General features: G+C 67.3%; 9 protein-coding genes and 1 pseudogene. 6 read left to right on the top strand and 4 right to left on the bottom strand.

What is annotated here, in order from left to right; genetic code table 11:
* Positions 1–190: 190 nt before the first annotated feature.
* Entirely contained in the window at positions 191–2,200 is a 2,010-nt protein-coding gene (locus CES90_RS03485) for a glycosyl hydrolase (RefSeq protein ID WP_189783090.1), read from the bottom strand.
* A 592-nt stretch (positions 2,201–2,792) separates the two neighbouring features.
* On the opposite strand from CES90_RS03485, the gene CES90_RS03480 reads away from it, so the two are divergent.
* The 3 genes and pseudogenes from CES90_RS03480 (at position 2,793) to CES90_RS03470 (ending at position 5,585) form a co-directional block, all read left to right on the top strand.
* Entirely contained in the window at positions 2,793–3,452 is a 660-nt protein-coding gene (locus CES90_RS03480; RefSeq protein ID WP_208921399.1) for a SpdA protein, read from the top strand.
* A 561-nt stretch (positions 3,453–4,013) separates the two neighbouring features.
* Positions 4,014–4,259 (top strand): annotated as a pseudogene (locus CES90_RS49250) (integrase core domain-containing protein); the annotation flags it as partial.
* 618 nt (positions 4,260–4,877) lie between these two features.
* Positions 4,878–5,585: an SDR family NAD(P)-dependent oxidoreductase gene (locus CES90_RS03470; RefSeq protein WP_189783092.1), complete on the top strand. Its 708-nt coding sequence runs from the start codon at positions 4,878–4,880 to the stop codon at positions 5,583–5,585.
* Between the two features lie 56 nt (positions 5,586–5,641).
* Here the strand turns inward: CES90_RS03470 and CES90_RS03465 are convergent, their stop codons facing one another.
* A complete protein-coding gene (locus tag CES90_RS03465; RefSeq protein WP_189783093.1) occupies positions 5,642–6,253 on the bottom strand; it encodes a TetR/AcrR family transcriptional regulator in 612 nt (203 codons plus the stop codon).
* Between the two features lie 120 nt (positions 6,254–6,373).
* On the opposite strand from CES90_RS03465, the gene CES90_RS03460 reads away from it, so the two are divergent.
* Positions 6,374–7,201, top strand: coding sequence for an SDR family NAD(P)-dependent oxidoreductase (locus CES90_RS03460; protein WP_189783094.1), 828 nt, complete (start codon positions 6,374–6,376; stop codon positions 7,199–7,201).
* Between the two features lie 64 nt (positions 7,202–7,265).
* Here the strand turns inward: CES90_RS03460 and CES90_RS03455 are convergent, their stop codons facing one another.
* Positions 7,266–7,946 carry a TetR/AcrR family transcriptional regulator gene (locus CES90_RS03455; protein ID WP_189783095.1) on the bottom strand — a complete coding sequence of 227 codons (681 nt, stop codon included), beginning with the start codon at positions 7,944–7,946 and terminating at the stop codon, positions 7,266–7,268.
* A gap of 126 nt (positions 7,947–8,072) precedes the next feature.
* On the opposite strand from CES90_RS03455, the gene CES90_RS03450 reads away from it, so the two are divergent.
* Positions 8,073–9,557: a DHA2 family efflux MFS transporter permease subunit gene (locus CES90_RS03450; RefSeq protein ID WP_189783096.1), complete on the top strand. Its 1,485-nt coding sequence runs from the start codon at positions 8,073–8,075 to the stop codon at positions 9,555–9,557.
* Positions 9,558–9,702: 145 nt separating this feature from the next.
* On the opposite strand, the gene CES90_RS03445 is transcribed toward CES90_RS03450, so the two are convergent.
* The gene (locus CES90_RS03445; RefSeq protein WP_189783097.1) at positions 9,703–10,500 is read right to left on the bottom strand and encodes a response regulator transcription factor; all 798 of its coding nucleotides are present in this window, start codon (positions 10,498–10,500) and stop codon (positions 9,703–9,705) included.
* A gap of 513 nt (positions 10,501–11,013) precedes the next feature.
* Between CES90_RS03445 and CES90_RS03440 the strand changes: the two genes are divergently transcribed.
* Positions 11,014–12,768: an acetyl/propionyl/methylcrotonyl-CoA carboxylase subunit alpha gene (locus CES90_RS03440; protein WP_189783098.1), complete on the top strand. Its 1,755-nt coding sequence runs from the start codon at positions 11,014–11,016 to the stop codon at positions 12,766–12,768.
* Positions 12,769–12,912: the final 144 nt, after the last annotated feature.

Genomic DNA, 12,912 nt, shown 5'->3' with positions numbered 1-12,912 from the left:
TTCGTCACACCTCATCCGGAGCGCGCCGCGATCTCGTGCGGCGCGCGAGGTGTGGCGAGTCTAGGGACAACGGCAGGGTCGGGTCACCGTATTTTCGGCGGACGCGGGAGACGACCATGATCCCCACCGACCGGGGACCGGTCGGTGGGGATCATGGGGCTCCGGCGGTGGTGACGCTGTGCCGGGTGTGTCATTCGGCCCTGATGTCGTCCACGTACACGATTCCTTTGGTCACCGCGCCGCTTCCACGGCCGAGGTAGAGGTTGAACGCCGTCACCTTGGCCAGACGAGCCGTGTCGAGCACGGCTGTGGCGTGTGTGGTGTCCCAGGGGGCGGGCTGGAACTCGCTGAAGGGTGCCCTGATCTCCTGCCCGCTCGTGTCGGCCAGCGCGAACCGGTACTGGAACTGGACGCCGTCGGCGACGATCTCGAGCGCCCCGCCGTTCTCCGAGCCGTCGCCCCGCAGCCACAGCGCCAGGGACGTGAAGGCGGACCAGTCCGCGAGGACCGACTTGCCTATGCCGGTGAACTCGGCGGCGGTGAAGTCGTACGCGTAGGCCAGTCCGTAGGAGCCCGAGGACTTGTGGTCGGGCGACAGCGTGAGGGTGTGGGTGTTGAGATGGGTGTACGCCTCGCTGACGGCGACATCGTCTCCGGCGTACCGCTCGAAGTCGTCGACCCAACCGGCGGGCAAGGGTGCGACTTCGCCGAGGAGGACCACCGCGGAGTCGGTGAGCGTCTTGCCGTCCACCCGCGCGCGCACGGTGAGAGTCGCCGAGCCCTTCTTCCGCAGGGCCGTGTCGATCGACCAGGCGCCCGAGTAGTAGCCGTCGGCGCCGAGGCGCAGGGGCCTGGCGCGTCCACCGTTCACGGAGTAGGTGACCCGGCTCGCCCCCGCGGGCGTGACACGCACCCGGACGGTGCTCTTGGCTGCCGTCACGCGCTGTCGGTCCGTGGGCGTCACCAGATGCATGGAGGGGCCGTTCCTGACAGCGGTGGTGCGAGCGGCGAACACCCCCCGGAGATCGGCGGCGAACAGGGTGTAGGGATCCTGGTGGAACCTGACGAAGTCCGGTAGCAGGACGTGACCCGGGTACGGCACATAAGCGCGCTTGGTGCCTCCGAAGTTGGCCCAGGTGGGCATGTACGCCACCTGGCGGGCCAGCGGGTCCGCCTTGACGGCCTGCAACAGCCGGGTGAACCACTGCGGGTCGCGGACCTCGGTACCGCTCTCCCCGAACTCGGTGAAGGCCGGCACCTTGCCTCGCTCGTTCGCCAGCCGGACCACCATCGCCAGGTCCCTCACCAGACCATCCAGCCAGGGGGTCGGTCCGGCGGCTTCGTCGTAGGAGTCGTAGCCGAGGATGTCGACGAAACGGTCGCCCGGGTAGGTCTTGAGGTAGCCGGTCGGGTCGCCTCCGAGACTTGAGTTGGGCGAGTAGGCGTAGAGCAGGTTGTGGACGCCCCTGGTGTCGCGCAGGTACTCGACGGTGTAGCGGAACAGTTCGATGAACTCGCCCGAGGTGGTGTGGCCCGCGCCCCACCAGAACCAGCCTCCGTTGTTCTCGTGGAAGGGGCGGAAGATGACCGGGATCGCGGTGCCGTCGGGCCGCCGCGCACCCTTGACGGCCTTCGCGACGCGGTCGAGGAAGGCGTTGAAGTACGAGTGCTTCGCGCCGCCGGGAAGGATCTGGCTGACCACTCGGCCCGTGGTGTCGTAGAAGTCCTTGCCGGTGACGAAGTTCGGCATGTGGGCGCTGAGGGTGTTGATCCCGCCGCGTGCGTCCCCCTGCCGGATGCACCGGCTGAGCGCGGCGATGTTCTCGGCCTCGGTTCCGTCCTCGGTGCCGGGGCGTTCGTCGCCGTCGAGGATGAGAGTGTCCCAGCCGAAGACCGCGGGGTAGTCGCCCACCGCCGCTCTGGTGTCGGACGCCTTGCCGTCAGGAGTGGTGAAGGTGAAGCCGTAGGTGAGGTCGTGCTGGTGACCGAAAAGGATGCCTTTGCCCTGCTGCCGCTTCAGGTACGCGAACAGCGCGCGAGTGGCGGGTGTCGCCCTGTCGTCGACGATCCGGACCGGCATCGGCGTGCCTGCGGGCGCCGAGGAGGCCGCGGCGGCCACCGACGTCCGGGCGCCGGCTGCCGCGGCGACCGCGGCACCGAGGAGGACGAACGTGCGACGCTTCAGGGGAGAGCCAGCCATGTGTGTCTCCTTGGGGCATGTTCTGCCGCCACCGCGGCAAGACCAACGCATGACACCTGTGTGCTTCAAGTGACGCTATTTGACTAGAGGTTGAGAAGAATGGAAAGACCTTGGCCCTGTCCAGAAGGGTCGGGGCAGTCGGCCACGAGGGCGCGGAGCCAGGACGCAGGCACAGGCACACAGGCACACAGGCACACAGGCACGATGAGCGAATCCAGGGATCACCAAGAGGCACGTTGATGTCACAGAGAGCATGCGCGCTGTCGACGCCTGCCGAGAAAGGCTCACCCCGCGAAGCCCGGGCATCACCAGCGGTCACGAAAACGCGAAAGGACCCCGACCGTGAGATCGAGGCCTTTGTGCGCGTATCGCCGTAGTGAGTGTCCGAGGGGGGACTTGAACCGAAACCCCAACCGGTCGTCCTGCGCGCCGACCTGGAGATTCAGGCGGACCCGCGTGCTGGCCGAGGGCGGTTCGGGGCCGCTGCATCGGATGGTGCGCCATGACGGCGGCCACTACGAGGGCACACCTCGAAGCTCATCCGAACGGAATGTTGGAGCAGGGCTGCACCTTGCGCGCGGTAACGGTGACCATGGCCACCGTCGTCGGCCTGACCTTCCTCTTCGGCTTCGGCAACGTGTGGACCCTGGCCCTGCGCCTCGGCGTACAGGCCTGGGTGGCGCCCTTGGTGGCCCCGGCGGTGGACCTGTCGGTACTCGGTCTGCTCTTGGGCATCCGCTACCTCGCCCTGCGCGGTGCAACCTCGGAGCAATTGCGCCCCGCCCGGCGACTGCTGATCTTCTCCAGCGTGATGACCCTGGCCCTGAACATCACCGACCCACTGCTTGCGGGCCAGATCGGCAAGGCCCCATTTGACGCGGTGGGGCCGCTACTTCTTATCGGTTGGGCGGAGGTCGGTCCCGGTCTTCTGCAAACCATCAGCGGTATCCAGAGCCGGGACGACGAAAATCCGGCACGGACTGTGGCTGGACCGCGCGTCGGTGATCCGACGGAGGACCCAGACACGGATATGCCGCCTGCGCACGACGACCTCCTGGAGCGTGCCCGGCGGGAGGACGCTCATCACTGGGAACTGCACAAGCGGCCGATCTCCGCCGAGACGCTGCGCAAGCGGCTCTGCATCGGTGCCGCCAGATCCAGGATGCTGGTGGCCGTGATCCGCGGTGACAGCAGTGAACGACCGGCCATCGAGGCAGGCCGGACCTGCCGCCGGGCGGAACCGAGGAGATGAAGCACCCCAGGTGAGCAGTGCACATCGGAAAGTGAAAGCCGCAGGGTCGGCTTGGCCTCACTCGTGGTCGCGACGGCCGCCTCTGCAGAAGGTTGCAGGGCTGACCAGCGGTTTCCTGTTTGGCGCACCGGCTGGCGGGTCTGTCCCGAGTGTAGGCCCGCGCCGGGTGGGCGCATCGACTCGGCGACCTGGATGAAGTGGTCGAGAAGGACACCGCGGACGGCCGCCGAGGAGACCGATACGGCAATACCGCACCCCCACTGCGGAGGAGTGGGATGCCTTCCTTGGCCACTTCGAGCGTCGCAAGCTCTCCATCAGTATCTGCGCCCGCGCCTTCGGCACGTCCCGCATTCACGAACACGCATCCGCTGCTCCACGCTGCGCCCTGATCTCGACCAGTCGGGACACCGAGGAGGTGCCGACACGCTCGCCGACCGTTTGAGCCGGCCGGATGTGCAGCGCGCCGATGAATCAAGAGGGCGCGCTGCCGAGGCCGTGGTGGGCGAAGGCTTCGTGGCCCATGAGGCCGGCGATGATGTGGAGTCGATGTCGGTGTCGTGGCTGTCCCAGAGCATTGCCCACACCTACATCAAGCCCCGCACCCCGCGCCTGAACGGCAAGGCCGAACGCTCCCACCACATCGACGCCGAGGAGTTCTACCGGCTCCTCGACGGCGTCAGCATCGACTACGCCGAAGTCTTCAACGACAAGCTGCGCGAGTGGGAGGACAACCACAACTACCATCGCCCCCGCGGCGGCCGGACACCCTACGCACGCCTCAACCAGAAGACCACGGCTCAGGCGTAATCGGTGATCCTCAGTGGCACACCGACAGTGCCGCAGCCGCAACGGCTGAGCCGCAGAGCACAAGCAGCATCGGCAAGATCCAAGCGCGCGTCATGATGACGCAGGCTATCGATGAGTCGAAACGCACCTCGGATCAGGCCGCTCACCTCGGTGCTCGTCGGATGCTGGAGCGACCTTCGTCTGACCATGCGCTCCGAACAAGGATGCATCTGAATGACGAAGGCCGTGAAAGCGAGTCCGCCGCCCGACGCTGATCTGGGGAAAGGGTTCGCGGTGGCAGGCGCCGATGGACCTGACACTGGCAGCGAGCATCGGCGCGGACACGACGTACGACGCGTTGGGGAGGGAAGGCGACGAACGGTAGCGAAGGGGGCAGAGGACGGGGCCGATCTTGCCCAACCAGGCACCCGCCCAGTACCCGTACGACGCGGTCGTTATATGGGCCGCGGTGTCCGGCCGATGGGGCGGGCCGGGCACGAGTGGCTCCTTGCGGACGGCACGGCCTGCCCTGTCCTGCCGCAGTCGCCTTGCCCGGGCCGGGGATCGTGGGTGAGAGGTGCATCACGATCTCGCGGGGCGGGTGGCGTGGTGGCGGTGGTGTGTTGGGAGGGTGACTCCATGACCATTACATTGATCACTGGCGCAAACCGAGGACTGGGCAGGGAAACCGCGAGGCGGTTGATCGGCACGGGGCACACGGTCTATGTCGGAGCCCGCGACGAGCGCCTCGGTGAGAAGGCCGCGGCCGAACTCGGTGGCCGTCCGCTGCCACTCGACGTCACGGACGACGATTCGGTGAGCGCGGCGGCAGAACGTGTCCGTGCCGAGGCCGGGCGCCTCGACGTCCTCGTCAACAACGCCGGGGTCATCGGTCTCGGCAACGATGCCCACGACGCCACGGCCGAGCAGGTACGCATGACGTACGAGACCAACGTCTTCGGTGCGATACGGGTCACTCACAGCTTCTTACCACTGCTGGAGGCGAGCGAGGCGCCCGTCATCGTCAACGTGAGCAGCAGCCTGGGCTCGCTGGGCATCGCCGGTGATCCCGAACAGTTCACTTCGATTCTGCCGGTCTACTATTCCGCTCTCGCGTACAACTCCTCGAAGGCCGCGCTGAACATGGTCACAGCCCAGTACGCGCGCACCCACCCGAGGATGAGGATCAACGCCGTCGATCCCGGCCACACCGCGACGGACCTCAATGGGCACACGGGCCCGCAGACAGTGGCCGAAGGGGCCGACATCATCGTCCGTATGGCCCTGATGGACACGAACGGCCCCACCGGTGGGTTCTTCGGCAACAGCGGCCCCGTCCCATGGTGAAACGCGGGCCGAGGGCTGCCCCTGCCACATATGTGCGGCAGGGGCAGCCCTCGGCCTCACGGTGTGGCAGGCCCGCTCGACGCGGCCACGGGTGCGGGGGTGCCCAGCAGCACGGCGGCGACCCGCTCGAAGTACGGCGAGATCTCGTCGACGCATGCTTCGGAGAGTGCGGGGGTGTGGGCCAGGGAGCGCGCGACCGTGATCCCCAACAACCACGCGGTGAGGAGCTCCGCGCGCAGTTCGCGGTCCGGCAGGTCGACGAGTTGCTCAAGAGCGTGCACATAGTCGTTGGACAGCTGTGCGTTGAGCCGTTCGCGGCACTCCGGCCGGCCTGAGGAAAGGAGGAGGGCGGCGAGGGGGTGGCCGCCCGCGGAGCCGGGTGCGGCCTGCTGCATGGCCGCGTGCAGCAGGCGGGTCGGGACGTCCGCCGCGACGCCGTCGTGTGGGGCTTCTCGCCGGTCCTCCACGGTCTGGGCCGCCTGCTCGAACAGCCGCTCCTTGGAGCCGAAGTACCGGAAGATCAGCGCGGGGTCGACCCCCGCGTCGCGGGCGATGTCCCTGACGCTGGTCGCGTCATAGCCACCGAGGGTGAACCGAGCCCGGGCTGCGGCCAGCAGCGCGGCCTCAGTGGCCGCTCGGTCACGCTTGCGCTTGGGAGCCTGGGGCATCGGCGTCTCCTCGGAGTCAGCGGTCGTTGACATCCTAGTCGGAGGGTGCGTAGCTTGATCCAAGTCATCAATCGATGACTTGACTCCGAACTGCTGCGCCACCGCGCAAGGAGACTTCCGATGAAGACGTTCGTGATTTCCGGCGGCAACGACGGGATCGGCAGAGGGCTGGCTCTCGCACGTCTCGAGCGGGGCGACAGAGTCGTGGTGCTCGGCCGCAGCGTGGACAAAGGCCAGCGCTTCCTGGAGGAGGCAGGGGAGCGCGGAGCCCAGGAGTGCGCCCATTTCATCGCCGCGGACTTAAGTCTGGTCAGCGAGAACAGGCGGGTCGTCGACGAACTCAAGGAGGCCTTCCCCGCCCTCGACGCCCTGGTGCTGTGCGCGCGGTTCTTCCGTTCCGACCGGTACGAGACGGCCGAAGGGTACGAGGGCACCTTCGCCCTGGAGTACCTCAGCCGCTACCTGCTGAGCCACGGACTGACCGAGACGCTGGAGAAGTCCGGGGCGCCGGTCATCGTCAATGTGTCGGGGCCGGGGATCCACAAGCCCGCCATCCGCTGGGACGACCTTCACTTCCGGAGCGGATACAGCGGCATCGAAGCGCAGCGGCACGCGGGGACGGCGAACGATCTGCTCGGCGTCGCCTACGCGGCCCGCCACGGCAGCGGTCGTACCCGATACGTGCTGGTTAATCCGGGTACGGTGGCAACCAGTTTCGCAGGTCAGTATGATCCGGTGACAAAGTCTCAGGTCGCGGCGATCAGGCGCATGGGCAAGCCGGTGGAACAGGCCGTCGCACCGATCGCGGAGGTCGTTGACGCTCCGCCTGCCGAACCCCTGAGCGCCTTCGTCGAGGGGCGGCGGATCGCAGTGGACGATCCGGAACTGTTCGACGAGGACGCCGCCACGCGTCTCGACAAGGTCACTGAACAGCTGTTGGCTCGCTGACCCGGTCTCAGCAGCACACACCTGGGCGGGGCGCCGAACAGTCGGCGCCCCGCCCAGGTGCATCTCAGTGCCCCGGTGCGTCCTCGGCAGCGGCCGACGACCCGAAGGCGCTGAGGAAGGTGCCGACCGCGACCCCGGCCAGAGCTTGGAGATCCTGGTCGAGGAGGCTGCGGGTCCCGAATCGGGACCGTGCTTCGACGGGTCCGGTGAGCAGCGCGAGGAACTGCTCTGCGGCCTCGACGGGATCGGGGGTGCGTAGGCGACCGCCGAGCGTCAGGCGCGCGAACCGGTCGGCCAGCGCTTCGGTGACTCGGCTCGTGCCGCTGACCTGCATGACGTCCAGCAGGTCGGGGAACCGGGAGGCTTCCGCGTAGACCAGTCGGCGCAGAGCCCAGGACCGATCGCTGCAGTAGCACCGGAGCAGGTGGTGGCCGATGTCCTCGAGTGCGCCGCGCAGATCGTCGTCCGGTGCGGCAAGTCGCTCGACGATCTGCAGGTTCTCGGTCAGTGCCGTCTCGGCGGCCAGCTTGATCGCGTGATGGAAGAGATTCGCCTTGTCGTTGAGGTGGTTGTAGACGGTCGGCTTGGCCACGCGCGCCTCGGCCGCGATTTCCTTGACGCAGGCGTTGGCGTACCCCTCACGCGCGAACACAGTGAACGCGGCATCCAGGATCGCCTGCCGCTTGTCGATGCGGCCGCGCGGTGCCTGGCGTTGCGACGTTGCTGTCGTGGTTGCTTCGGTCACGCCGGTAGCTTACCGGACATCCCTCTTGATTGAACCAGTAAGTTCAATCTTATGGTTGCGAGTGACTAAGTTGGGTCACTAGATTGAACCAGCAGATCCAATTGTGCTGAGCAAACCGGAGGATTTGTGTCGCAATTACGAGCTGACCGCCTGGAACCCGCGCTCGTGCGGCTGATCGCCGTGGTCCTGCTGGGCGGGATGCTGGGCATCCTCAACAGCACCATGGTGTCCGTCGCACTCGATCCCCTGAGTGAGGAGTTCGATGCATCCCTCAGCGCCATCGGATGGGCCTCCACCGGCTTTCTGCTGGCAGTCACCGCTCTGATTCCGTTCACCTCGTGGGCGGTTGACCGATTCGGCAGCAAGCGGATGTGGCTCGGCGGCCTCACGCTCTTCCTGGCCGGCTCACTGGCCTGCGCACTCGCTTGGAACGTGGGCAGCCTGATCGCGTTCCGGGTCGTGCAGGGACTGGGGGCGGGCATTCTCGACCCGCTGGTCCTGGTACTGCTGGCGCGTGCCGCAGGACCCACGCGTGCGGGCCGGGTCATGGGACTGATGGGGGTCGTCCTCTCGCTCGGCCCGGTGCTCGGCCCGATCGCGGGCGGGGCCATCTTGGAAGGCCTCTCCTGGCGCTGGATGTTCTGGCTCAGCGTTCCCATCGGTCTCATCGCGTTGCTGCTCGCGGTGAAGATCGTCCCCGCCGATCCGCCGCGTGGATCGGAACTCCCTTACAACCGCCTCGACGTCATCGGTCTGGCGTTGCTCGGACCGGGCTTCTCCGCGCTGGTGCTCGCCCTGACCCAGAGCGCGGAACGTGGCGCGTTCGCCGACTGGCTGGTCCTCGCCCCGCTTGTTCTCGGCGCGGTCATGCTGGCCGTGTACGCCGCTCACGCCCTGCGCGTACGGAGCACGCCGCCGCTGATCGACCTGCGCCTGTTCAAGAGCGGCAGCTTCACCGCGAGCGTGTCGGTGATGGCCCTGAACGGCCTGGCCACGTTCACCGGCCTGTTCGCCCTCCCCCTGTACTACCAGCAGGCGCACGGTCACGGCACGCTCGCGGCAGGCCTGCTGGTGACGCCCATCGGCCTCGGCGCCGCCCTCGCGATGCCGCTGGCCGGCAGCCTCAGCGACAGGATCGGCAGCCGGAGCCTGGTACAGGGGGGTGCCGTCGCCGCCGTTCTGGGAGGTCTGTGGCTCACCCAGGTCTCCGCCACCACCTCCGAGGTGTGGTCGTCGGCCGCCGCACTGATCATGGGGGCGGGCATGGGCTTCGTCGGCGCACCGACCATGGGCTCGTTGTACCGGACCCTGCCCCCGGCTCTGGTACCGCAGGGCAGCTCCGTGCTCTACATGCTCAACCAGCTCGGCGCGGCCATCGGCATCGCCCTCGTCACGGTCATCATGAAGACACTGGGCGACGGGAACGTTCTGGACGGCATCCACGGCGTCTACTGGTTCACCATCGGCACGCTTGTCGTTCTGCTGGTCGCCTCGGTGTTCCTGCCAGGACGCGCGGAGGGCGAAGAAGCCGCAGCCGCCGCAGACTCGGGCGAGCAGTCGTCGGCCGCGGCGTCCGAGCGGGCGGCAGCCGACGCCCACGGGGCACACTGACTGCCGACGTCGGCCCCGGAGGACGCCGCCGGTTCCGCCAGGTACGGGTGGCGTCCTCTACGGGAGAACGGGTTCGACGTGGTCCGGGCCCGGGACGTGATGCCCCGTCCGCGCCCAGGCCATGAAGAGCCGAGATCGTGTCAGATCAAGGATGTCCGAGTCGGAAGCCGACCCCTCGGACCGTGACGATCCAACTGCTCGAACCGAGCTTGCCCCGGAGACTGCTGACATGGGTGTCGATGGTGCGTCCTCCGCTCGACCATGCGTCCTCCCATACCTGAGTCATCAACTGGCGACGTGAGAAAACGGCCCCCGGCTGTGAGGCGAGCAGATGAAGGAGGTCGAACTCCTTCCGGGTCAGCTCCACCCGGTGTCCGTCCAGGCGGGTCTCACGGGCACCTGCGTCTATACACAGAGGGCCGTGCGTGATGACCTGCTCGGCCGGTTTCCGGGGACGGACCCGGCGCATCACGGCTTCTATCCGGGCCATCAACTCCCGGAAGCCATACGGTTTGACCATGTAGTCGTCCGAGCCCGCCTGAAGACCGAGCACACGGTCGAGTTCGGTGCCGCGCGCGGTGACCGCGATGATCGGCGTATCGGCGGAAGCCCTGATGCCACGGCACACCTCCAGTCCGTCGAGGTCGGGCAGGTCGAGATCCAGGAGGACCAGGTCGGCACCGTGATGTGCCTGTAAGGCCTTGATGCCGGTTGCCACGCTCTCGACCCGATGGCCATGCCGGCGCAGTCCTCGCGTCAGCGTGTCCGCGGCCTTTCTTTCATTCTCGACGACGAGGACCCGCAGCGCCTGCCCGCTTCCGCCCCCTGCTTGTTCGATCCCGGCCGACGGCGAGAATCTCTCGGGAGAAGAATCTTCCGAAAACTCCGGGGGGTACTGTTCCATGCCGGGTTTGAGTAGATCTAAGGACGACGGCTGGTCCATCTGCTCCTCCAGAACAGTCGCAATACCAACTGTTGAACGCGCATCGAGACGGTATCAAGCAAACCTTCCCGATTGTCAACGCGGCCGAGAGTCGTCGGCACGTCCACCAGAGAGGCTCAGTAAATCGGCCTTGACCTGCAGCGATCGCAAGATCCTCCGGCTGTCGAGCCATGTGGCGAGCCTCCGCCTCGTGCATGAATAGATGCAGAGAATTAACCCGACAGGCATGCAAACCGGGCGGTCGGTGTGACGATCCCCACTCTTTTCCGTCAGGGGATCACCTCGGCGCCGTAAACATTAATTTCAAATTACATGTAGTGCACCTGTCGCCCGGTGTGAAGATGGAAATCGGTCGATTTGACGTAGGCCTGACACTGCCCTGGAGTCTGTCTCACACTTTTGTAATGCGCCTACGGAAATCTGAAGAAACTCTGCAGTGGCCGGTATTGCACGGAACTTTCCGACCGAAGAGGCTGAAGGCCGGGTCGCAGAGCGAGTGTGGGAGAAGTCGTCGTGCGCAAGGTGTTGATCGCCAATCGTGGCGAAATCGCTGTCCGTGTCGCTCGGGCGTGCCGAGACGCCGGTATCGCGAGCGTGGCGGTGTACGCCGAGCCGGACCGGGACGCACTGCATGTGCGGGCCGCGGACGAGGCGTTCGCCCTGGGCGGTGACACTCCGGCCACCAGCTACCTGGACATCACCAAGGTGCTCCAGGCGGCCAAGGACTCCGGGGCGGACGCGATCCACCCCGGCTACGGCTTCCTTTCGGAGAACGCGGACTTCGCGCAGGCGGTGCTGGACGCCGACCTGATCTGGATCGGCCCGCCTCCGCAGGCGATCCGCGACCTGGGCGACAAGGTCGCCGCCCGGCACATCGCGCAGCGCGCGGGTGCTCCGCTGGTGGCGGGCACCCCGGACCCGGTGAACGGCGCCGAGGAGGTCGTGGCCTTCGCCGAGGAGCACGGCCTGCCGATCGCGATCAAGGCGGCCTTCGGCGGCGGCGGTCGCGGTCTGAAGGTGGCCCGCACCCTTGAAGAGGTCCCCGAGTTGTACGACTCCGCGGTGCGCGAGGCGGTGGCGGCCTTCGGGCGCGGCGAGTGCTTCGTGGAGCGCTACCTGGACAAGCCGCGGCATGTGGAGACCCAGTGCCTGGCCGACCAGCACGGCAATGTCGTGGTCGTCTCGACCCGTGACTGCTCCCTCCAGCGCCGCCACCAGAAGCTGGTCGAGGAGGCTCCGGCGCCGTTCCTCACCAAGGAGCAGAACAAGCAGCTGTACGCGGCCTCGAAGGCGATCCTCAAGGAGGCCGGGTACGTCGGTGCCGGCACCGTGGAGTTCCTGGTGGGCGTGGACGGCACGATCTCCTTCCTGGAGGTCAACACCCGCCTGCAAGTGGAGCACCCGGTCACCGAGGAGGTCACCGGCATCGACCTGGTCCGCGAGATGTTCCGCATCGCCGACGGCGAGGAACTGGGCTACGACGACCCGGCGATCCGCGGCCATTCCTTCGAGTTCCGCATCAACGGCGAGGACCCGGGCCGCAACTTCCTGCCCGCCCCCGGCACGGTCACGACCTTCGCGCCGCCATCCGGTCCGGGCGTGCGCCTGGACGCGGGTGTGGAGTCCGGCGCGGTGATCGGCCCGGCCTGGGACTCACTGCTCGCCAAGCTGATCGTCACCGGCGCGAGCCGTGAGCAGGCCCTGCAGCGGGCCGCCCGTGCGCTGGCCGAGTTCCAGGTCGAGGGCATGGCCACGGCCATCCCGTTCCACCGCGCGGTCGTCGCAGACCCGGCGTTCACCAGCAACCCGTTTAGGGTGCACACCCGCTGGATCGAGACCGAGTTCGTCAACGAGATCAAGCCCTTCGCCGCTCCGATGGCCACAGAGGCGGACGAAGAGCCGGACCGCGAGACGGTCGTCGTCGAGGTCGGTGGCAAGCGCCTGGAGGTCTCCCTGCCGTCCTCGCTGGGCATGTCCCTGGCCCGTACGGGACTTGCGGCGGGCGCCAAGCCCAAGCGCCGCGCGGCGAAGAAGTCCGGCCCGGTCGCCTCCGGCGACACCCTGACCTCCCCGATGCAGGGCACCATCGTCAAGGTCGCCGTCGAGGAGGGCCAGGAGGTCAAGGAGGGCGACCTGGTCGTCGTCCTGGAGGCCATGAAGATGGAACAGCCCCTGAACGCCCACCGCTCCGGCACCATCAAGGGCCTGGCTGCGGAGATCGGCGCCTCGGTCACGTCCGGCGCGGTGATCTGCGAGATCAAGGACTGACTCCTCGGCGGCACAGGGGTCGGCGTAGTCGTGGCTTGAGTGGGTTTTCCCGATGTGCGCCGGCGGTGGCCCGGATGCAGGACAGGCGCGAGCTTCCAAGATCATGTGGGTGTCGAGTCCAGTGCCCCTTACGGAAGTCCGTGC

It is taken from the genome of Streptomyces capitiformicae, assembly GCF_002214185.1.
GTDB classification, from domain to species: Bacteria; Actinomycetota; Actinomycetes; order Streptomycetales; family Streptomycetaceae; genus Streptomyces; species Streptomyces capitiformicae.
The sequence above is the reverse complement of the archived record's forward strand: the minus strand, read 5'-3'. Positions and strand labels throughout refer to the sequence as shown.